Raw genomic sequence first — 21,407 nt, 5'->3', positions numbered from 1 at the left:
GCCCGGCAGGTCCCGCCGGGCTCTTGGACTGTCATCCCTCCGACGGCTTTTCTCGTCGTCGGAACATGCCGCGCATGTTGTCGAACAGCTCGATCTTCGCGCCGTTGCGCTTCATGATCACCGACTGCTGGATGATCGACAGCGTGTTGTTGCAAGTCCAGTAGATGACGAGGCCGGCCGGGAAGGACGACAGCATGTAGGTGAACACCACCGGCATCCAGGTGAAGATCAGCTGCTGCGTCGGGTCCGGCGGCGTCGGGTTCAGCCGCATCTGGATGAACATGGTGATGCCCATCAGGATCGGCCACACGCCGATCATCAGCACATGCGGCGGCGTGAACGGGATCAGGCCGAACAGGTTGAAGATCGAGGTCGGATCGGGCGCCGCCAGATCCTGGATCCAGCCGAAGAACGGCGCATGCCGCATCTCGATGGTGATGTAGAGGTTCTTGTAGAGCGCGAAGAAGACCGGGATCTGGATGAGCATCGGCCAGCAGCCGGCGGCCGGATTGACCTTCTCCTCCTTGTAGATCCGCATCATCTCCTGCTGCTGCTTCTGCTTGTCGTCCTTGAAACGCTCGCGCAGCTCGGTGAGCTTGGGCTGCAGCGTCTTCATCTTCGCCATGGATTTGTAGGAGCGGGCGGCGAGCGGGAAGAAGCAGATCTTCAGGATGACGACCATCGAGATGATGGCGAGGCCGAAATTCCCGAACAGGCGGTAGAGGAAATCCAGGCCGTGGAACATCGGCCGGGTGATGAAATAGAACCAGCCCCAGTCGATCAGCTGGCCGAACTGCCGGATGTTGAGGTTCTTCTCGTAGGCGTCGATGACGTCGACCACCTTGGCGCCGGCAAAGGTGTGGGCGGAGACCGTCGCCGAGGCGCCGGGGGCGATCGTCATCGGATCGTCGACATATTCCGTCTGGTAGTGCGGCCGCGCGGCATCGGCGAGGTAGAGGAAGCGCGACTGGAAGGCCGACTTGCCTTCCGGAATCAGCGTCGTCGCCCAGTACTTGTCGGTGATGCCGAGCCAGCCGCTCGTCGCCTTGGGCGGAGAGACCGTCTTGTCGCTCTCGACCGAGGAGTATTTCTCCTCGGTCAGGCCGGCGTCGCCGAAGACGCCGAGCAGGCCCTCGAACAGCACGTAGCTCGACCGGTCCTCCGGCTTGGAGTAGCGCGCGACGCGCCCATAGGAGGACAGGGTCACGGGCGCCGAGCCGGTGTTCCTGATCGTGTCCTCGACCGTGAACATGAACTGGTCGTCGACGGAGATCTTGCGCTGGAAGGTCACGCCCGCCCCGTTGGTCGTCGTCAGCGTCACGGGGGACTGCGGCGTCAGCGTCGAATTGCCCTCGACGCTCCACCGCGTGTTCGGTCCGGGCAGCTGGCCGGCATTCTTGCCGAGATAGCCGAACTCGGCGAAGTAGCCGTTCGGGGTCGCCTCGGGCGAGAGCAGCACGATGCTCGGCGAGTTCTTGTCGACCGTCTCGTGGTAGTTCTTGAGGCGCAGGTCGTCGAGGCGGGCGCCGGTGAGGTTGATCGAGCCGGAGAGCGCCGGCGTCTCGATCTTCACGCGCTGGCTGGCGGCAAGCGCCGTGGCGCGATTCTCCGCCGGCTTCGGCTGGCCGGCATCCTGCGGAACCACGCTCTCGCGGCCCGACGGGGCGGCGACGTCGGTCTGCGGCGTGCCGGCGGGCGTCTGCGGGGTCTGCAGCGAGCCCGGGTTCTGCGTCACCGCCTGATTGTGCGTCGCAGCCTTCTGGGCCGCTTCCTGCTGCCGCTGCGCCTCGGTCCGGGGATTGACCACCAGGAACTGCCAGCCGACCAGGACCGCGACGGACAGCACCATAGCGATCAGGAAGTTGCGGTTGTTTTCCATTAGTCAGACCCCGATCGACGCTCTTTCGGGCGTCGCTTCATGCCGGCCAAGTCAGGCTCCGGCTTCCGTGTGCGCAAGATCCGCCGCGAGATCTCGTCGGAGAGGACGTCGAACGGCACGTCGTAGACCTCTCGCCGCGCGACGACCACATAGTCGAGGCCGCGCTCCATGCCGGCGGCTCCGAACAGCCGAATCGCCTCCCGCAGGCGTCGCCTGATCCGGTTGCGCACGACGGCATTGCCGACCTTGCGCGTGACCGTCAGGCCCACACGTGGTGGCCCGTCATCGCCCCGGTCAAGCGCCTCGATAAAGAAAAACGGGCCGTTCAAGCGACGGCCCTTCCGCGCGGCCAGGAATTCCGCGCGCTTCTTGAGCTTTCCCGCGGCCATAGGCGGCGGCGCGTCGCGCTCCGGCCGGCTTAAGCCGACAGCCGCTTGCGGCCGCGTGCCCGGCGGGCTGCGATGACCTTCTGGCCGCCCTTGGTGGCCATGCGCGCGCGAAAGCCATGACGACGTTTGCGGACGAGCCGCGACGGCTGGTAGGTACGCTTCATCGTGATCTTCCCGCGCCTTCCGGGCGGGCCCTTCCATCATGCTGTCTAAACCGGAAAACGGGCGTGGACGCACGGGCGCAGAACGCCGTCGCGCGGAACGCCGCCCGCTCGTAGGGCGGCTTATAGGAAGAGGACAGCGCAAAAGTCAATGCGCCGCGACCCTGGCGCTGTCCTGCCGCCGCGCCTCCGCCCACGGGCGAGCCGCTTGGCGAGTCGCCGTTCGGGACGAGCGCGCCCGCCTCACGTAACGCCGGCGGTTGCCGATGCGAATGAGCGACAGATGCCGCAGCATACCGAGGGGCGCCGATTTTGACGCAAGGCTCAATAAGGCGTGAGACGCTTGACGGGTGGCGGGTTCCGCTGTCCTCTCCGGCCAGCGTCGGCCTGCGCAAGGAAGCGTGCGCGCCGACGCGTGAACTGCGGCAGACGAGAGGAGAGATGATGGAATCGCCTCGAGAGATGCCGCTCTGGCGCCGTCTCCTGCCGCTCGCCCTGCTCGCCGCGTTTCTGGCGCTCGGCTACGCATTCGGGCTGCAGCGGCTCGTTTCGCTCGACAGTTTCCTCGACAGCCGCGCGATGCTCCGCGAAACCGTGGAGAATCATACGGCGCTCGCCGCAGCGGGATTTGTCGCCCTCTATGCAACGCTCGTCGCGGTCTCCTTTCCCGCCGCCTCGCTGGTCACGGTCGCGGGCGGCTTCCTCTTCGGCTGGCTCCTCGGGGGCGTGCTCACCGTCGTCGGTGCGACGATCGGGGCGACGGCGCTGTTTCTCGCCGCCCGCTACGCCGTGGGCGATTTCCTGCGGCGACGCACGGGCGGGGCGCTGAAGCGATTTGCCGAGGGCTTCCGGGACGACGCCTTCGCCTATCTCCTGGTCCTGCGCCTGACGCCGGCGCTGCCGTTCTTCGCGGTGAACATCGCGCCGGCCTTCTTCGACATTTCGCTCACGACCTATGTCGCGGCGACCTTCCTCGGCATCATTCCGGGCTCGCTGGTCTACGCGTTCCTCGGCAGCGGTCTCGACGAATCGCTGATGCGGGCGGCCGATCACGGCGTCGGCCTGTCGTCCCTGGTGACGCCGGAGGTGACGATCGCGCTTTTCGGGCTCGCGGCGCTCGGCCTCGCCGGTCTCGTCCTGAAGAAGACCGTGCTGCGCCGCCGGCCGGGCCAGACGGTCGTCAAAGCCGAAGGGCTCTAGCCGATGGCATCCATCCTCTCGCCGGACATCTGCGTCATCGGCGCCGGCTCCGGCGGTCTCAGCACCGCCGCGGCCGCAGCGGCCTTCGGCGCCTCCGTCGTCCTCGTCGAGCGCGGGGCGATGGGCGGCGACTGCCTCAACTATGGCTGCGTGCCCTCCAAGGCGCTGATCGCGGCAGGCCGGCACGCAGCCGCAATCCGCGAGGCGCCGGCGTTCGGCATATCTGCCGGTGAGCCGCGGGTCGATTTTTCCGCGGTGAAGGATCATGTCGCGCGCGTCATCGCCGCCATCGCGCCGAACGATTCGGTCGAGCGCTTCGAGAGCCTCGGCGTGACGGTGATCAAGGCGGATGCCGCCTTCGTCGATCCGCGCACTGTCTCGGCAGGCGGACAGCTGATCCGGGCTCGGCGCTTCGTCGTCGCGGCCGGATCCTCGCCGCTGGTTCCGCCGATCGAGGGTCTGTCGGGTATGCCCTATCTCACCAACGAGTCGGTCTTCGGCCTGCGCGAGCGGCCGGAGCACCTCGTGATCGTCGGCGGCGGACCGATCGGCATCGAACTCGCGCAGGCGCATCGCCGGCTCGGCTCGGCCGTCACCGTCATCGAAGGCGAGCGCGCGCTCGGCCGCGACGATCCGGAGCTGTCCGCCGTCGTCCTGCGGCGGCTGCGCGAGGAAGGCGTCACCATCACCGAGCGGGCGAGCGTCGTCGGCGTGTCCGGCGGGGCGGGCGCCGTCGCGGTGGAGATGCAGCGGCCGGACGGGACCCGCGAGACGGTCCGCGGTAGCCACATCCTCGTGGCGGTCGGGCGCAAGCCGAACGTCGAGGGGCTGGGGCTGGAGGTCGGGGGGATCGCCTTCGACCGCAAGGGCATTTCGGTCGGGCGCGACCTGCGCAGCAGCAACCGGCGCGTCTATGCGATCGGAGACATCGCGGGCGGGCCGCAGTTCACCCATGTCGCGAACTATCACGCCGGCCTCGTCATCCGCGCCATCCTGTTCCGGCTGCCGGTGAAGGAGCGACGCGACCAACTGCCGCATGTCACCTTCACCGAGCCCGAACTCGGCCAGGTCGGGCCGACCGAGGCCGAAGCGGAGGTGCGCGGCATGGCGGTCGAGGTGCTGCGCTGGCCCCTTGCCGAGAACGACCGGGCGCAGGCGGAGCGGCGGACCGAGGGGCTGGTCAAGTTGTTGGTCGGAAAGGGCGGACGGCTGATCGGGGCCGGCGTCGTCGGCGCAGAGGCCGGCGAGATGACCAATCTCTTCTCGCTGGCGATCTCGCGCGGCCTGAAGCTCTCCGCCCTGGCCGATTTCGTTTCGCCCTATCCAACCTTTGCCGAAATTGGCAAACGCGCCGCCGTTTCCTACTATCAGCCCTATGCGCGGCGTCCCTTGGTGCGCCGCGCGGTCGCGCTTCTGAGCCGGCTGGGCTGAGCCCTTCCGGCGAGGGACGGACAGAAGCGTCGCAACGCCGATCGGGGAAGCGCAATCAGTTTGCAGGACGATGCGGACAGGCCGCAGGGGCGGGGCATCCGGCACCCGGCAGAGGCGCAGCACCGGCCCGTCGTGCGGCGGCGCCTGTCGACGCGGCTTCTGGTCATCACCATGCTGGCGGTGATGATCGCCGAGGTGCTGATCTTCGTCCCCTCGATCGCCAAGTTCCGCAACGACTGGCTCGTCGCCAAGCTCGACGCCGCCGCGGTGGCGGGCGCGGCGTCGGAGCAGATCGACGGCGAGGGCGACACGGTCCTCGACCCGCATCAGCAGGCGGGCCTCCTGAAGACGCTCGACGCCCAGCTGGTCGCCATCCACGAGGGCGACGCCTCGCGCCTACTCGCGCGGGCCGAGACGGTCGAGGTGCCGCAGGTCCAGGTCGACCTCGCCACGGTCGGGGCCGGCGCGCTGATCGCCGGCGCCTTCGACACGCTGCTGTTCGGCGGCGAGCGGACGATGCGGATCCTCGGGCCGGTGGGCGACGGGACGGTCGGCGCCGAGGTGGTGATGTCGGAGCGCCCGCTCCGGCGCGCCATGCTGATCTATTCCCGCAACATCCTGATCCTGTCGCTGTCGGTCGCGCTGTTCGCCGCGCTGCTCGTCTTCGGCGCGATCAGCCGCTACCTGATCCGCCCGATCCGGGCGATGACGCAGTCCATGGTGCGCTTCGGCGAGAACCCGGCGGACGGCGAGCGGATCATCCGGCCGAGCCCGCGGGCCGACGAGATCGGCGTCGCCGAGGCGGAACTCGCGGCGATGCAGACGCGCCTCGCCGAGACGCTGCGCGAGCAGCGCCATCTCGCCGACCTCGGCCTCGCGGTGTCGAAGATCAACCACGACCTTCGAAACATCCTCGCCTCGGCGCAGATGATCTCCGACCGGCTGGCGACGCTGCCCGACCCGCATGTCCAGCGCTTCGCGCCGCTGCTCCTGAAGAGCCTCGACCGGGCGCTGCACTACACCCAGTCGGTGCTCGCCTACGGCAAGGCGGTCGAGCGCACGCCGGTGCGCCGCAAGGTGCGGCTCGCCCGGCTCGTCGACGACGTCTTCGCCATGCTGGCGGTGCCCGAGGAGGCGGGCGTCGAGCTTGTCAACCGCGTGCCGGCCGAGACCGAGATCGCGGTCGATCCCGAGCAGTTCCACCGCGTCCTCGTCAATCTCTGCCGCAACGCGGCGGAGGCGCTGCAGGGCGAGGGGTCGGATCAGGCGGGGGTGGTGAAGCGGATCACCGTCGCCGCGGAGGAGGCCGCCTCCGGCGAGACCGTCATCTCCGTCGAGGACACCGGACCCGGCCTGCCGGAGCGGGCGCGGGAGAACCTCTTTCGCGCCTTCCGCGGCTCGGCGCGCACCGGCGGCACCGGCCTCGGCCTCGCCATCGCGGCGGAGATCGTCGAGGCGCATGGCGGGACGATCGCGCTGGCGGAGCGGGGGGCGCCCGGCGCCCGCTTCGAGATCCGCCTGCCGGCGCGGGCGCCGGCGCCGCTGCCGACCCGCGAACCCGCCGCCGCCGACTGATCATCGCTCGGCTGGGTGGCGCGGGGACTTGTTTCTGCCTGCGGACGGCGGGTGTTCAGCCGAGCAGGCCGCGGCGCCTCAGCCGAGCCGCTCGCAGAAGCCGTCGACATCGGCCTCGCTGGTCGACCAGCTGGTGACTAGGCGCACCAGCGTCTCGTCCTCGCCGACGAGGTCGGGCATGCCGTGCGGCACGTTCCAGTCGTAGAACACGGCGCCGGCAGCCTTGAGCTTCTCGGCGACCTCGGTCTTCAGGATGGCGAAGATCTCGTTCGACTGGGTCGGCCAGCCCTCGCGGGCGTTGCGGCTGGCGGCGAGGCCGGCGCGCAGCCGGTCGGCCATGGCGTTCGAATGCGCCGCCATCTCCAGCCACAGCCCGTCCTCGAAATAGGCCATGAGCTGGGCGGCGACGAAGCGGGTCTTGGAGAAGAGCTGGGCGCCGCGCTTGCGGATATAGGGGAACTGCGTCGCCTTCGCCGGGTCGAACACGACGATCGCCTCGGCGCACCAGCAGCCGTTCTTGGTGGCGCCGAAGGACAAAATGTCGACGCCGCGCTTCCAGGTCATCTCGGCGGGCGAGAGGCCGGAGGCGACGAGGCCGTTGGCAAAGCGCGCCCCGTCCATGTGCAGCGTCAGGCCGCGGCCATGGGCGATGTCGGCGATCGCCTGGATCTGATCCGGCGTATAGAGCGTGCCGGCCTCGCCGGGCTGGCTGATCGAGACCGCCATCGGCTGTCCCGCATGCACGTGGTCCGGCTTGAACCGCGCCATCTCGCGCTTCAAATTCGCCGGGTCGATCAGCCCGTTCGGCCCGTCGATCGGCGCCATGCGCGCGCCGTGGGTGAAGAATTCCGGCGCCCCGCACTCGTCCTCGACGATATGCGCCTCGCGGTGGCAGAGGACGACGCCGCCCGGCCGGTTGACCGAGGCGAGCGCCAGCGAGTTCGCCGCCGTGCCGGTGCCGACGAAGAAGACGGCGACCTCGCGCTCGAAGATCTCGTCGAAGCGGCGCTCGACTTTCCTGTCGAGGTCGCTCGCGCCATAGGCGGTGGCCATGCCGGCGCTGTGGGCGCTGAGCGCGGCGTTGATCGCCGGGTGCGCCCCGGACCAGTTATCGGAAGCGAAGATCATGGCGAAGGCCTATACCGCGCTGCGGCGAAGGGCAAGCGATCGCGGGCGCGCTCGTCCGGCCTCGGGCGGCCGCCGCGGCGGCGTTCCATCCGCCGCAGAGTCGCGGCGGGGCGTTCTCGGCCGGCTGCGGGCCCGACGACACCCGGACGCGCGCCGGCGGCCCCGCCGGCATTCGCGCCGCGAAGGGATGGGAGCCGTTCGGTCCTCCCGCCCGAGCATCGAACGGGCGGACGGGATGCCGGAGGCCGACCCTCCGAATGGGTATGCTACGGTCCGCCTCCGGCATCCCGCACGGTGTCTTGTCGATTCCGAATGCATCGCTGCGCCCCTTCGTCTGTTGCGGCGCTGCCGCGCCGCGAAAAGGTGCGCCCCGATGGCGGCCGGCTCTTCCCGGGTGCCCCCGGTCAAGCGGACCGATCCGCAGACTCCTTGTGATGGGAGACGGTCCGGCGGCGCTTCGAAACCGTCCGAGCCGGGAACCCTCCGGAAGAGCCCCCGCCGCGGACACCGCCCGCCAGCCCGCGAACGATCCCGGTGATCGGTCGTGCCCGTCCCGGGCCGGCGGTGAGGGGAGTATGGGGGCGGGGCGAGGGGATGGGGATAAGGTGGGTCGGCCTGTGGCTACTCCGCAACGCGACGCGGCAGCGTATGTCGCCATGTCCGGCAAGTCGGGCACCATTTCATCTCGGGACGCTTCTTAAAACGTTGACATCGGTTTTGTTCATGTTATGTGCCTATTCCGCAGTCCTAAAGCTGTGGTAGACAGGGGCGTCAACGCGGAGTCGTAAAATGCCCTCATCGCAGAAATTTTTCGAAGAGCGCACCGATCAGTCCGAGGTCAAAGCGCGCATCATCCAAAAGTACTTTTTTGCTTGGGCCAACATCATAAAAGGGACAGCAAAGCAATTAGACAACAAGATAGCCTATATCGATTTGTATGCAGGTCCCGGACGGTATAAAGATGGAGCGGCGTCTACGCCTCTTCTTGTATTGGAGCACGCGATCGCTGATGCGGATCTGGCGAATATGCTCGTTGCGCTCTTGAATGATAAAGATCCCGCGAATGCATCTACGCTAGAGGACGAAATAAACAAATTAGTTGGAATTGAGAAGCTTCGTTATAGGCCGCAGATTTCAAATGGAGAGGTTGATGATGATGCGGCGAAATACTTTTCATCAACAAGGCTGATTCCCTCGTTTTCTTTCGTAGACCCTTTCGGATATAAGGGTCTCTCACTTGAGATAATTAAGGGTGTAATCAAAGATTGGGGGTGCGACTGCGTATTTTTCTTTAACTACGGCAGAATAAATGCCGGTATCAGCAATCCAATGGTCAGATCTCACATGAACAAGCTCTTCGGAGAAGAAAGAGCCGAGGACCTTCGATTGCAGGTTGAGGGAAAAGATCCCGCATTACGCGAGGCAATGATTCTCGAAGCGTTGTCCGGAGAGATAAAAAGTCTTGGCGGAAAATACGTCTTACCATTCACTTTTAAGAATTCCACAGGAAATAGAACGTCCCACAAGCTGATTGTTGTATCAAAGCATTTTAAGGGCTACGATGTCATGAAGGATATTATGGCTAAGGAAAGCTCGGTGCATGATCAAGGTGTACCGTCGTTAACGTATTCGCCTGCTGACGCTTCAACTCCGCTGCTGTTCTCATTGCAACGTCCCATCGAGGAGTTGGAGCAGGATCTTATCGAAACCTTTGCAGGACGCGAGCTAAACTTCGATGAGATCTATGAAGAGCACAGCATTGACACGCCGTATATTCGCCAAAACTACCGCGAGATTCTAAAGAAAATGGAATCAGACGGATCCGTTACAGCAGCTTCTGCTACAAAAGCCCGAAGGGGAATGACCTATCCGCCGCACGTCAAGATTAAATTCAGAGTGAAGTGATGGCAGGTATATCAACTATCGAATGGACTGATGCCACATGGAATCCGGTCACGGGCTGCTCAATGGCGTCGCCCGGCTGTACCAACTGCTACGCGATGCGAATGGCTGCACGTTTGGAGGCTATGGGCCAGCACAGCTATGAAGGCCTGACGCGCAAGAGTGCTGGCCGCTCGGTCTGGACCGGACGGGTCCGCCTTGTGGAGGATGCACTTGGCGTCCCGCTGAAATGGCGCACGCCGCGTCTGGTGTTCGTCAATTCGATGTCCGACCTCTTCCAGGAAGATGTTCCTGTCGAATTCATTGCACGGGTTTGGGAGGTGATGGAGGCGACGCCCCGTCACCGTTATCAGATCCTCACGAAGCGTCCTGAAAGAATGGCCGCAGTAGCAAATTCTCCCGGTTTCAAAAGGCTGCCGAATGTGTGGCTCGGTACGTCGGTAGAGGGCGGCGCTTACAACGAACGGATCGACCACCTGCGCTCGGTCCGCGCTGCGATTCGCTTCATCTCGTTCGAACCATTGATAGGCCGAATTGGCCAAGTCAATCTGACCGGGATCGATTGGGCAATCGTGGGCGGCGAGTCCGGTCCCGGGGCGCGTCCAATGCTTGTCGACTGGGTCGATGAGATCAAAGCGGCATGCGACGACGCAGGGACTGCTTTCTTCTTCAAGCAATGGGGCGGCGTGAATAAGAAGAAGGCCGGTCGACAGTACCGCGGACAGACATGGGACGCGCTGCCGAAGCAATATGTCTTAGCGGGGTGATCGGCTTCTTCCGCACCGAAGCGAACGCGTCCTGTTTTTTGGTTTTCATCCGAAAAACGGCGGCCATCACCGAAGCGATGATGGGGGCGAAGCGGTGAAGGGGCCGGCGGATTTCGAGAAGGCGATGCACCAGATCTACGTGCGGGCCAGGCAGGAGGCGGGCTACAACGCGACGATCTATCTCAGGATGCTGCACGAGCGGCATGGCCTCGGGACGGCCAAGGCGCTGATCAATGCGCCGAAGGTGTCGGAAGGATACACGCATCTTTTCGAGCGGGGCCGGCTCGACCTGACGGTGGAAGCGCTCGTCGTCGGAAATCCGCAATGGCATCAGCTTTTCACGACGGAAGAGATCGAGCGGGCGCGAAAGCGGCTGCGGGAATACGAGTATAGCGGGCCGCTGTAACTGCAGTCCCATCCTGCGCGGGAGCGGCAGTGGCGCGGTTTCGGCATGGATCCCGGCGCAGGGCCGGGATGACGAAGCGGCGAGGGCGGTGCCGAGGCACCCCCCTCTGCCCTGCCGGGCATCTCCCCCACAAGGGAGGAGATCGGCAGCTCCGGCGGAGCGGCTGACTGTTTCAAGCCATCGCGTGGTCCGGGCGTCGGAGAATGGGCGCGGGGGTAGCGCAGGGTCGATCTCCCCCCATGCGGGGGAGATGGGCGGCAGCCCGGAGGGGGGCGCGAAGAGCGCCGGCGTCTGTCTGCAGGCGGCGTTTCGACGATGCCAGATTGGCAGGCGGCGTGAGCGTCCACGGACGGTCACGGTCCGCGCGAGGAAACCTCTTCCACGGGACCGTTCCAGGGATCGATCACCGCTGCGCCGAGGCTTTCGAAGTCGCGTCTGTTGCGGGTGAGGACCGTCAGGCCGTGCGCCAGCGCCGTGGCGGCGATCATCGAATCCTGCGTGATCGTCTTCTGCGGCGTCGGCAGGGCTCCACAGATCTCTGCCTCGATCCGGCCAAAGGCGAGGATGCGGCCGTCGAACGCGTCCTTCAGATCTGCCACCCATTCCGACAGGACGGCGGCGAACCCCGGATCCCTTGCCTGCTGCTGCGTGATGCCGGCGTAAATTTCCGCGATCGTGACGGACGAGAGGAAGGCGTCGTCGAGGCTGATCGACCGGGCGAAGTCCTGGAAGTCCGCGCCGTGACGTTCCGGCCGCCGCAGCGCCGAGACGGTCACGGTATCGAGGAGGTAGCCTACCACGCGATGTCGCGCTCGGCGAAGACGGTCGTGGCCGGCTCGAAGGGGCGATCGGCTTCGGGCCGCGGGTCCCGGAGGTCGAGGAGGGTCCGCGCCGGCCGGGCGAGGTTCGCCTCGTAGTCCGCGAAGCTCATCAGGACATGGCTGCTCTTGCCGCGCTCGGTGATGACGACGCGGCCCTCGCGGGTCTTCGTCTTCACTTTGCTCGGATTGCGGTTGAACTCGGCCGCCGTGACGAAAAAGGTCTTCATCGGGCATCTCGGAAGGTAGGATGTTCGCCCTCCTCCAAGGTACTACCGGGCTGCCGATTTGCAAGGCCGCAGGACTGCCGGCCCTCACACCGCCTCGACGAACCCCTCCAGCACGCGCTTCTGGCCGGCCTTGTCGAAGTCGACGGTGAGCTTGTTGCCTTCGACGGAGGCGACGGTGCCGTTGCCGAACTTCAGGTGAAAGACGCGGTCGCCGGCGGCAAAGCGGCTGTCTTCGGTGGAGACGGACTTGGCGACGAGCTCGCCCTCGATCTCGCGCGGGCCGCCCTTTTTGGCGGAGGAATAGAGGCCGAGGCCCTTCTTCGGGGGCTGGTTGTGGCCTCTGCCGGGCCGGGCGGCGGAGCCGGAGTCCATGCGGCCGGCGAAGCCGGCGCTGGCGCCCCGGCCGCCGCCGGAGACGCCGGCGTCGTCATAGCTGATCTCGCGCACGCGCCCGCCGTTCCAGCCGTCGCCGCCGCTGCGGGCGCGGCCTTCGCCGGTGCCGGCGGTGAAGCCCGCATTGGCGGCCTGGGCCCTGCGCCAGCCGGGCGTCGTATAGGCGGATTCCTTGAAGGCCGAGGCGCCGTCCCAGCGCGAGGCGCCGTAGCTGCCGAAGCCGCCGGCGCCGCCATGAGCGCCGTAGCCGCCATAGGAGCTGTTCGCCTCGACGACCTCGACATGGGCCTCCGGCAGCTCGTCGAGGAAGCGGGAGGGGATGGTCGACTGCCACAGGCCGTGGATGCGGCGGTTGGAGACGAACCAGATCTTCACCCGGCGCTTGCCGCGCGTCAGCCCGACATAGGCGAGGCGGCGCTCTTCCTCCAGGCCGCTGCGGCCGCCCTCGTCGAGGGCCCGCTGGTGCGGGAACAGGCCTTCCTCCCAGCCGGGCAGGAACACCGTGCCGAACTCCAGCCCCTTGGCCGAGTGCAGCGTCATGATCGAGACGGCGTCCATCTCGGCGTTCTGCTCGGCGTCCATGACGAGGGCGACATGCTCGAGGAAGGTTGGGAGCGACTCGTACTGCTCCATCGAGCGCACCAGCTCCTTCAGGTTCTCCAGCCGCCCCGGCGCCTCGGCCGAGCGGTCGTTCTGCCACATCTCGGTGTAGCCGGACTCCTCCAGGATCTGCTCGGCGAGCTCGGTGTGCTTGGTGGTGGGCAGAAGCTCGGACCAGCGGCGGAAGTTCGCGACGACCGAGCGCAGCGTGTTGCGGGGCTTGGGCTTCAGCTCCTCGGTCTCGACCATTTCGGCGGCCGCGGCGATCAGCGGGATGCCTTTCGCGCGGGCATAGTCGTGGAGGAGGCGGATGGTGGCGTCGCCGAGGCCGCGCTTCGGCGTATTGACGATGCGCTCGAAGGCGAGGTCGTCGGCCGGCTGGCAGACGCAGCGGAAATAGGCGAGCGCGTCGCGCACCTCCAGGCGCTCGTAGAAGCGCGGGCCGCCGATGACGCGGTAGTTGAGGCCCATGGTGACGAAGCGGTCCTCGAACTCGCGCATCTGGAAGGAGGCGCGCACCAGGATCGCCATGTCGTTGAGGTCGTGGTCCTCGCGCCGCTGCAGGTCCTCGATCGCCTCGCCGACGGCCCGGGCCTCCTCCTCGGAATCCCAGGCGGCGTTGACCTCGACCTTGGGGTCCTCGGGGTCGGCGGCGTCGGTGAAGAGGGTCTTGCCGAGCCGGTCCTCGTTATGGGCGATGAGGTGCGACGCCGCGCCGAGGATGTGGGCGGTGGAGCGGTAGTTGCGCTCGAGCCGGATGACGGTCGCGCCGGGAAAGTCCTTCTCGAAGCGCAGGATGTTGTCCACCTCGGCGCCGCGCCAGCCGTAGATCGACTGGTCGTCGTCGCCGACGCAGCAGATGTTGACGGGGGAAGGGGAGACGGCATCGGCTCTTGCGCCTGTTCGGCGGAAGGCGTGTCCCTCCCCCTCATCCCCTGCCGGGACTTCTCCCCCGGGGGGAGAAGAAAGAGGCGTCTGCGCCGAGCCCGCTTCTTTGATGTCGAGCGCGGTGGGGGCCGGCTGGGCGCCCTTCTTCTCCCCCGTGGGGAGAAGGTGCCCCGAAGGGGCGGATGAGGGGGAAGGGCTCGACACTGCCGATGATGCGCCAGTCGGCGCTGCATCATGGCGCGGCGCCTTCGGACGCTGGGCGAGGAGGCGCAGCCAGAGGTACTGGGCGGTGTTGGTGTCCTGGTACTCGTCGACGAGGATGTAGCGGAAGCGGCGGTGGTATTCGGCGAGCACGTCCGGATGCGACTTGAAGATCGCGATCGGGTGGTTGAGCAGGTCGCCGAAGTCGCAGGCGTTGAGCGAGAGGAGCCGCGCCTGGTAGGCGGAAAACAGCTCGCGGCCCTTGCCGTTGGCAAACGCCCGCGCGTCGCCCTCGGGGATGTCCTTCGGCCCCCAGCCCTTGTTCTTCCAGGAGTCCAGCATGTTGGCGAAGGTGCGGGCGGGCCAGCGCTTGTCGTCGAGCCCTTCCGCCTGGATCAGCTGCTTGATCAGCCGGATCTGGTCGTCGGTGTCGAGGATGGTGAAGTTGGACTTGAGGCCCGCGAGCTCGGCGTGGCGGCGCAGCAGCTTGACGCCGATGGCGTGGAAGGTGCCGAGCCAGGGCATGCCCTCGACCTGGCCGCCGACCAGCATGCCGATGCGCTGCTTCATCTCGCGCGCCGCCTTGTTGGTGAAGGTAACGGCGAGGATCTGGCTCGGATAGGCGCGGCCGGTGGCGAGGATGTGGGCGATGCGCGTCGTCAGCACCCGCGTCTTGCCGGTGCCGGCGCCGGCGAGCACCAGCACGGGACCCTCGGTCGTCTCCACCGCGGCGCGCTGCTCGGCGTTGAGGCCGGCGAGATAGTCGGGCGCGGCGTCCTTCGCAGGAGCGCCGCGGGCGGCCATGGCACGGGCGGCGATGCCGCCGGCGCGCGGAGCGGGCGCGCGCATTGATTCGTCGAAATCGGTCATCCCCGGCAATGTAAGCGATTGGCCGGGCGACACCAATGCCGGGACGGCGGGGCGCGGCGCGCCGGTCGCCGCGGCCGGCTCAGCGGTAGATCAGCGTCGGCAGCCACATGGTGATGGCCGGGACGAAGGTGACGAGCGCCAGCACCACGAACAGCGGCACCAGGAAGGGCGCGGTCGCCGAGACGCACTTCTCGAACGGCACCTTGGAGACGCGCGACAGGACGTAGAGCACCATGCCGACCGGCGGGGTGAGGAGGCCGATCATCAGGTTGAGCACCAGGATCACGCCGAAGTGCACGGGGTCGATGCCGACATGCTGGGCGACCGGCAGGAGGACGGGCACGAGGATGGTGATCGCCGCCACCGTCTCCATGAAGCAGCCGACGACGAGGAGGATGAGGTTGATGAGGATGAGGACGACGATCCAGTTGTCCGAGACCGACAGGATCAGCCCGGCGAAATGCTCCGGCACGCGGTTGGAGGTGAGGATCCAGGCGAAGATCGCCGCTGCGCCGACGATGAAGAGGACGACGGCGGTGGTCTCGATCGTGTCCATCGAGACGCGCAGGAGCCGGCGCCAGGTGAGCGTGCGGTAGACGGCAATGCCGAGGATCATCGCCCAGGCGCAGGCGGCAATCGCCGCCTCGGTGGGCGTGAAGGCGCCGGAGAGGATGCCGCCGACGATGATGACCGGGGTCAAGAGCGCCAGGAAGGCGCGCAGGAAGGACCGGCCGAGGGCCGAGAAGCGGAAGGCCTGGTCGCGCGGATAGCCGCGGCGGCGGGCATAGAACGCGACCATGATCATCAGCGCCACCGCCATCAGAAGGCCCGGCACGAAGCCGGCTGCGAAGAGCTGGCCGATCGAGGCGCCGGCGACGACGCCGTAGATCACCATCGGCAGCGAGGGCGGGATGATCGGGCCGATGGTCGAGGAGGCCGCGGTGATGCCGACCGAAAAGCCGGCGTCGTAATTGGCGTCGCGCATCGCCTTGATCTCGATCGCGCCGAGACCGCCGGCATCGGCGACGGCCGCGCCCGACATGCCGGCGAAGATCACCGAGGCGCCGATGTTCACATGGCCGAGCCCGCCGCGCATCCAGCCGACCAGGGACTTGGCGAAGTCGAAGATCCGCTCGGTGATGCCGGCGGTGTTCATCAGGTTGCCGGCGAGGATGAAGAAGGGGACGGCGAGCAAGGGGAACGAGTCGACGCCGTTGATCATGCGGTGCGCGACGACGACCGTCGGCACATGGCCGTCGACGAGCAGGAAGACGAGCGAGGAGCCGGCGAGCGCGATCGCGACGGGCACGCCGAGGATGATCAGCCCGAACAGGACGCCGAAGAGGAGTGCGAGGAGCATGGAGGCGTCCGTGTCAGAGGCTCGGACCGAGGGAGGTCACGGATTCCGGATCGATGAGGCGGCTGGTGCGGGTGCGCAGGTGCTTCACGAAGACGAGCAGCTGGTAGAGCGCCATGCCGGCGAAGCAGGCCGTGACGATCCAGTAGACGACCGACTTCGGCACGTTGATCGAGGTCATCTTCTGGAAGGTATGCTGGGCGAGATACACGCACTGCCAGGTGAGGGCCGCGTAGAAGGCGAACGCGACGACGTCGACGAAATACTGCAGCGCCACGCGGGCGCCGCGCGGCAGGCGGGTGTAGAGCAGCTCGACGGCGATGTGGCTCTCGCGGCGCACCGCCGAGACCGCGCCGATGAAGGTGACGCCGATCAGGAGGTAGCGGGCGATCTCCTCGGTCCAGCCGAGCGAGTTGTTGAGGACGTAGCGCGTGAAGAACTGCAGGAAGACGACGACCGCCAGCGCCCAGAATACGGCGATGACCGGCATGTCGAGCCACTTGATGTCGGAGATGTCCTCGTCGGGAGAGAGGGTCGGCGGAGGCGTCGGCTCCACCCCGCGGGCGGACGGACGATCGGTCGGCATGGCGAACGGCCTTCGAGGAGGGCAGGCGGGCGGGCGACGGCCGGAACCGCCGCCCGCAGCGGCTCAGTCGCGGATCACTTGATCGCCTGCAGGCGGTCGTAGGTCGCCTTGTCCCAGGTGGCGTCCGGCCCGTTGTGCAGCTTCACCGTGGCGTCGCGGAAGGGCTTGCGGTCGACCTCGTTGACCTGGACGCCCTGGTCCTTGAACCACTGGACGAGGTCCTTCTCGTTCTTGATCACCTGGTTCGTCGCGCAGTCGGCGGTGTCGTCGAGGACGGTCTCGAAGGCCTGCTTGTCGGCGTCGGACAGCTGGTTCCAGACCGAGCCGGAGACGATCGTCAGAAGCGCGTCGGTGATGTGGCCGGTCAGGTTGATGTCCTTCTGGACCTCGTAGAACTTCTTCGCCTGGATGGTCGGCAGCGGGTTCTCCTGGGCGTCGACCGTGCCTTGCTGCAGTGCAAGGTATACCTCGGAGAAGGCGATCGGCGTCGGGTTCGCGCCCACCGCCTTCGGGAACATCTCGTAGAGCGGGGCATTCGGCACGCGGATCTTCAGCCCCTTCATGTCCTCCGGCTTCAGGATCGGCTTGTTCGAGGTGACGTGCCGCTCGCCGTAATAGGTCAGCGAGGTGATGTGGTTGCCGGTCGCGTCGTCGTAGCCCTTCGACAGTTCCTTGAAGAGGTCGGAGTCGCGGTACTTCTTCCAGTGGTCGAAGTTGCGGAACATGTAGGGCGCGCCGCCGATGGCGATCGGCCCGTAGGCGCGGCCGGCGAACAGCTGGCCGGTATAGATGATGTCGACCGTGCCGAGGCTGAGGCCCTCGTTGATGTCGGTCTCCTTGCCGAGCGAGGAGGCCGGGTAGACCTGGATCGAATAGCGCCCGTCCGTCGCCTTCTTCAGCTTGTCCGAGGCCGCGACCGCGCAGGTGTTGTAGGGCTCGCTGGCCTCGTAGACGTTCGCCCACTTCAGCACGGTCTCCGCCCTTGCCGCGCCGGCGGACAGCATGATCCCGGCAGCTGCGAGAACCGCGATTCGACGATTGAATTCCATGTTTTTCCTCCCCAATGTATACGCTGTTTTTCGGGCCATCTTATTGGCTCTCGCCGGAAGCGCAATGCCGGAAGGGAATGATGCTGGGGAAAGCGCGGAATTTCGCCGCGATCCGGTTTCATGCGATGGATGCGCCGTGACACATCAGGCTTTGCGCCGGCCGGCGCGGGCTTCGACCTTGGAAAGATGCTGAAATGTCCACCAATACCGTCCGCCTCGACCCGTCCGACAACGTGGTGACGGCGCTGAAGACGCTGGAGACCGGGGCGGAGGCGGAAGCGGTCCGGACGCTCTCGCTGATCCCGCGCGGCCACAAGATCGCGACGCGGGCGATCGCCAAGGGCGAGAAGGTGGTCAAATACGCCCAGGTGATCGGCTACGCCGCCGAGGACATCGAGCCCGGCAGCCATGTCCATACGCAGAACGTCGAGTTCCGCGGGACGGCGCACGAATACGAGTTCTCGACCGACCTGCGCCCGGCGACGATGGTGCCCGAGGCGGCGCGCGACACCTTCATGGGCTTTCGCCGCAAGAACGGGAAGGTCGGCACGCGCAACACCATCGCCGTCCTGACCTCGGTGAACTGCTCGGCGACGGCGGCCCGCAAGATCGCCGAGGCCTTCGGGCCGGAGGAACTTGCCGCCTATCCGAATGTCGACAACGTCACCGCCTATGTCCACGGCACCGGCTGCGGCATGGGCGGTGACGGCGAGGGCTTCGAGGCGCTGCAGCGGGTGATGTGGGGCTATGCGCGCCACCCGAACGTCGGCGCGGTGCTGATGGTGGGCCTCGGCTGCGAGGTGAACCAGATCGACTGGCTGCTCGAGGCCTACGGCATCGAGAAGGGGCCGCTGTTCCAGACGATGAACATCCAGGACGTCGCGGGCCTGCGCAAGACCGTCGAGATGGGCGTCGCCAAGATCCGCGAGATGCTGCCGCTGGTGAACGAGGCGAAGCGCGAGCCGTGCCCGGTGTCGGAACTGACGCTGGCGCTGCAGTGCGGGGGCTCGGACGCCTGGTCGGGCATCACCGCCAATCCGGCGCTCGGCTATGCCTGCGATCTGCTGGTTGCGCAGGGCGGCACCGGCGTCCTCTCGGAGACGCCGGAAATCTACGGGGCCGAGCACCTTCTGACCCGGCGCGCCAAGGACGAGAAGACCGGCAAGAAGCTGGTCGGCCTGATCGAGTGGTGGGAGGACTACACCGCCCGCAACAAGGGTTCGATGGACAACAACCCGTCGCCCGGCAACAAGAAGGGCGGGCTGACGACGATCCTGGAGAAGTCGCTCGGCGCCGCGGCCAAGGGCGGCACGACGCCGCTGAACGGCGTCTACAAATATGGCGAGCCGATCACAGAGCGCGGCTTCGTCTTCATGGACTCGCCGGGCTACGACCCGGCCTCGGTGACCGGCCAGATCGCGTCGGGCTGCAACATCGTCGCCTTCACCACGGGCCGCGGCTCGGCCGCCGGCTTCAAGCCGTCGCCCTCGATCAAGATCGCGACCAATACCGAGATGTACCGGAAGATGACCGAGGACATGGACGTCGACGCCGGCCGGATCGTCTCGGAAGGCCTGTCGATCGAACAGCTCGGGCGCGAGATCTACGAGACGCTGATCAGGGTGGCTTCGGGCGAGATGTCGAAGTCCGAGGCGCAGGGGCTCGGCGACTACGAGTTCGTGCCCTGGCAGATCGGCGCGACGATGTGAGGCGTTCCGGCCGGCGGCGCGACGCGTAGCCGGCGAAGGGTTCCCGCCGGAACCGGCGGCAGGGCGCATGGTTGGTCGGGCGACGGGGCCGCAAGTGGCCCCGAAGCTCATTCCTGAAGGAGACGACCATGGCCTTCCTGCTGACCAGCCCCGACTTCAAGGACGGCGAGACGATCCCGTCCCGCCACCTGAAGACCGGCGACAACCTGTCGCCGCAGCTCGAATGGACGGATCCGCCGGAGGGAACCCGCAGCTATGTCCTCCTGATGGAGGACGTCACCGCCGCCGGCCACGGCCATCGCCACTGGGCGATCTACGACATCCCGCACGACCGCCGGCATCTGGCGCCGGGCCGCAGCTCCGCCGCCCACACCGAGGACCTGCCGCACGCCGTCAACGACTTCGGCGAGGCGCGCTATGACGGGCCGAAGCCGCATGCCGGCGAGCCGGAGCACAGCTACCGCTTCCGCCTCGCGGCCCTCGACATCGACGAACTCCCCATCCTCGACGACACGCCCGATGCGGCGACGGTCTGGGATCAGGCGCGCGATCATATCATCGCCGAAGCCGGCATCATGGGCACCGCCAAGGCCTGAGCCGACCGGCGCAGCCTCCAGACACGGACCCGATCGACAGCAGCGGCCCGGGCACCTCCTGCCCGGGCCGCTTCGCGCGCCCCGGCGGAAGCCGCGCGGCAGGGCGCTTGCGATTGTCGCGTCCGGCGAAGACGATGCGTCGCGCTTGTTCCACGGCGGCGGGATCGCGCCTATCTCGCTTGACGGCGCCCGCGTCGGAGCGGACCCTCACGCCAACGGAAGGGACGGAAAGCACCATGAGCAACGGCATCCACCATGTCACGGTAATCGGCGGGCCGGCCGTCCGCAACCACGACTTCTACACGCGCGTGCTCGGCATGCGGCTGGTGAAGACGACGGTCAATTTCGACGATCCCGGCACCTACCACCTCTATTACGGCGACGAGGCCGGACGTCCCGGCTCGATCCTGACCTTCTTTCCCTGGGAGCATGTGGCGCCCGGGCGCCTCGGCGTCGGCGAGACGCAGGAGACGGTGTTCCGCGTGCCCGAGGCGGCAATGGGCTTCTGGACGCACCGCTTCATCGAGAAGGGCGTCGAGCACCAGGCGCCGGAGAAGCGCTTCGGCGAGTCCGTCTGCTCCTTCAAGGACCCGGACGGCACGCGCCTCGCGCTGGTCGCGGTGCGCGGGGCCGAGGCCGAGCCCGGCTGGAGCGGCGGCGGCGTTCCTGCGGAGCACGCGCTGCGCGGCCTGCAGGGCGTCAGCCTGCTTCTCGAACAGCGCGAACCGACGGCGGCGGTCCTCACCGACGTCTTCGGCTTCCGCGAAGCCGGCACCGAGGGCTCGACCACGCGATACGTCGCCGACGGCCATGCGGTCGGCGGCGTCGTCGACATCCGCGCCGTCGGCGGCTTCCTGAAGCCGCGGCCGGGCGGCGGCTCGGTCCACCACATCGCCTTCCGGGCGAAAGACGACGCCGAGCAGGCGGCGATGGTGAAGCGGCTGAAGGAGAATCACGGCCTGGAGACGACCGAGCAGAAGGACCGCAACTACTTCCGCTCGGTCTATTTCCGCGAGCCGGGGCACGTGCTGTTCGAGATCGCGACGGACGAGCCGGGCTTCGCGGTGGACGAGCCGGCCGACGCGCTGGGCACGTCGCTGAAACTGCCGGCGCAGTACGAGCCGATGCGCGAGCGCATCGAGCGCCAGCTTCCGCCGCTCGCGCCCGCGCAGCCGGCGGACTGACCCGCCGCGTCCGGCGGCCGGAAGCGGCAGCTTGAGCGAAAACGTAAGGGGCGGTCCATCCGGGCCGCCCCTTTTCTCGTTCGGTGCC

Annotated in this window: 19 protein-coding genes; 9 read left to right on the top strand and 10 right to left on the bottom strand. The window is 67.1% G+C overall.

The features are described 5' to 3' along the window. Positions 1-31: 31 nt before the first annotated feature. The 3 genes from yidC to rpmH are packed head-to-tail and all read right to left on the bottom strand — an operon-like array spanning position 32 to position 2,432. The gene (gene yidC, locus AB5S17_RS19325) at positions 32-1,879 is read right to left on the bottom strand and encodes a membrane protein insertase YidC (RefSeq protein ID WP_369242444.1); all 1,848 of its coding nucleotides are present in this window, start codon (positions 1,877-1,879) and stop codon (positions 32-34) included. Continuing rightward, entirely contained in the window at positions 1,879-2,268 is a 390-nt protein-coding gene (rnpA, locus tag AB5S17_RS19320; protein WP_369242442.1) for a ribonuclease P protein component, read from the bottom strand. The genes yidC and rnpA overlap by 1 nt, the downstream gene beginning before the upstream one ends. A gap of 29 nt (positions 2,269-2,297) precedes the next feature. Continuing rightward, a complete protein-coding gene (rpmH, locus tag AB5S17_RS19315; RefSeq protein WP_207256357.1) occupies positions 2,298-2,432 on the bottom strand; it encodes a 50S ribosomal protein L34 in 135 nt (44 codons plus the stop codon). Positions 2,433-2,873: 441 nt separating this feature from the next. On the opposite strand from rpmH, the gene AB5S17_RS19310 reads away from it, so the two are divergent. The 3 genes from AB5S17_RS19310 to AB5S17_RS19300 are packed head-to-tail and all read left to right on the top strand — an operon-like array spanning position 2,874 to position 6,635. Beyond that, positions 2,874-3,629, top strand: coding sequence for a TVP38/TMEM64 family protein (locus AB5S17_RS19310; protein WP_369242440.1), 756 nt, complete (start codon positions 2,874-2,876; stop codon positions 3,627-3,629). A gap of 3 nt (positions 3,630-3,632) precedes the next feature. After that, positions 3,633-5,060, top strand: a complete 1,428-nt coding sequence (locus AB5S17_RS19305) for an NAD(P)/FAD-dependent oxidoreductase (protein WP_369242438.1) — start codon at positions 3,633-3,635, stop codon at positions 5,058-5,060. A 60-nt stretch (positions 5,061-5,120) separates the two neighbouring features. After that, entirely contained in the window at positions 5,121-6,635 is a 1,515-nt protein-coding gene (locus AB5S17_RS19300) for an ATP-binding protein (RefSeq protein ID WP_369242436.1), read from the top strand. A 78-nt stretch (positions 6,636-6,713) separates the two neighbouring features. On the opposite strand, the gene AB5S17_RS19295 is transcribed toward AB5S17_RS19300, so the two are convergent. After that, positions 6,714-7,763: a low specificity L-threonine aldolase gene (locus AB5S17_RS19295; RefSeq protein ID WP_369242434.1), complete on the bottom strand. Its 1,050-nt coding sequence runs from the start codon at positions 7,761-7,763 to the stop codon at positions 6,714-6,716. Between the two features lie 789 nt (positions 7,764-8,552). On the opposite strand from AB5S17_RS19295, the gene AB5S17_RS19290 reads away from it, so the two are divergent. The 3 genes from AB5S17_RS19290 (at position 8,553) to AB5S17_RS19280 (ending at position 10,838) form a co-directional block, all read left to right on the top strand. Then, the gene (locus tag AB5S17_RS19290) at positions 8,553-9,668 is read left to right on the top strand and encodes a three-Cys-motif partner protein TcmP (protein WP_369242432.1); all 1,116 of its coding nucleotides are present in this window, start codon (positions 8,553-8,555) and stop codon (positions 9,666-9,668) included. Beyond that, positions 9,668-10,432, top strand: coding sequence for a DUF5131 family protein (locus AB5S17_RS19285; protein ID WP_369242430.1), 765 nt, complete (start codon positions 9,668-9,670; stop codon positions 10,430-10,432). Before AB5S17_RS19290 ends, AB5S17_RS19285 begins: the two co-directional genes overlap by 1 nt. A 124-nt stretch (positions 10,433-10,556) precedes the next feature. Continuing rightward, complete coding sequence (locus AB5S17_RS19280; protein WP_369242428.1) at positions 10,557-10,838, top strand: hypothetical protein; 282 nt, start codon at positions 10,557-10,559, stop codon at positions 10,836-10,838. Between the two features lie 353 nt (positions 10,839-11,191). Here AB5S17_RS19280 and AB5S17_RS19275 read toward each other — a convergent pair whose 3' ends face one another. The 6 genes from AB5S17_RS19275 to AB5S17_RS19250 all read right to left on the bottom strand — a co-directional run bounded on the left by AB5S17_RS19275 (position 11,192) and on the right by AB5S17_RS19250 (position 17,830). Beyond that, positions 11,192-11,638: a type II toxin-antitoxin system VapC family toxin gene (locus AB5S17_RS19275; protein ID WP_369242426.1), complete on the bottom strand. Its 447-nt coding sequence runs from the start codon at positions 11,636-11,638 to the stop codon at positions 11,192-11,194. Further along, a complete protein-coding gene (locus AB5S17_RS19270) occupies positions 11,632-11,886 on the bottom strand; it encodes a type II toxin-antitoxin system Phd/YefM family antitoxin (RefSeq protein ID WP_369242424.1) in 255 nt (84 codons plus the stop codon). The genes AB5S17_RS19275 and AB5S17_RS19270 overlap by 7 nt, the downstream gene beginning before the upstream one ends. Before the next feature lie 84 nt (positions 11,887-11,970). After that, positions 11,971-14,817 (bottom strand): ATP-dependent helicase, encoded by a 2,847-nt coding sequence (locus AB5S17_RS19265; protein WP_369242422.1) that lies wholly within the window; start codon positions 14,815-14,817, stop codon positions 11,971-11,973. 100 nt (positions 14,818-14,917) lie between these two features. After that, the gene (locus AB5S17_RS19260) at positions 14,918-16,198 is read right to left on the bottom strand and encodes a TRAP transporter large permease (RefSeq protein WP_369242420.1); all 1,281 of its coding nucleotides are present in this window, start codon (positions 16,196-16,198) and stop codon (positions 14,918-14,920) included. A gap of 13 nt (positions 16,199-16,211) precedes the next feature. Continuing rightward, a complete protein-coding gene (locus tag AB5S17_RS19255) occupies positions 16,212-16,781 on the bottom strand; it encodes a TRAP transporter small permease (RefSeq protein WP_369242418.1) in 570 nt (189 codons plus the stop codon). 74 nt (positions 16,782-16,855) lie between these two features. Next, on the bottom strand, positions 16,856-17,830 hold the full coding sequence (locus AB5S17_RS19250; protein ID WP_369242415.1) for a sialic acid TRAP transporter substrate-binding protein SiaP: 975 nt from the start codon (positions 17,828-17,830) through the stop codon (positions 16,856-16,858). Positions 17,831-18,024: 194 nt separating this feature from the next. Here AB5S17_RS19250 and AB5S17_RS19245 point away from each other — a divergent pair, with 194 nt between their 5' ends. From AB5S17_RS19245 to AB5S17_RS19235, 3 genes are all read left to right on the top strand, one after another. Further along, entirely contained in the window at positions 18,025-19,539 is a 1,515-nt protein-coding gene (locus AB5S17_RS19245) for a UxaA family hydrolase (RefSeq protein ID WP_369242413.1), read from the top strand. 128 nt (positions 19,540-19,667) lie between these two features. Continuing rightward, positions 19,668-20,135 carry a YbhB/YbcL family Raf kinase inhibitor-like protein gene (locus tag AB5S17_RS19240; protein WP_369242411.1) on the top strand — a complete coding sequence of 156 codons (468 nt, stop codon included), beginning with the start codon at positions 19,668-19,670 and terminating at the stop codon, positions 20,133-20,135. A gap of 236 nt (positions 20,136-20,371) precedes the next feature. Next, entirely contained in the window at positions 20,372-21,319 is a 948-nt protein-coding gene (locus AB5S17_RS19235) for a ring-cleaving dioxygenase (protein WP_369242409.1), read from the top strand. The last annotated feature ends 88 nt before the right edge of the window (positions 21,320-21,407 follow it).

Origin of the sequence: Jiella sp. M17.18 (assembly GCF_041027365.1) — a bacterium.
GTDB lineage: Bacteria > Pseudomonadota > Alphaproteobacteria > Rhizobiales > Rhizobiaceae > VKMB-3413.
This window is presented reverse-complemented; position numbering and strand designations above follow the sequence as displayed.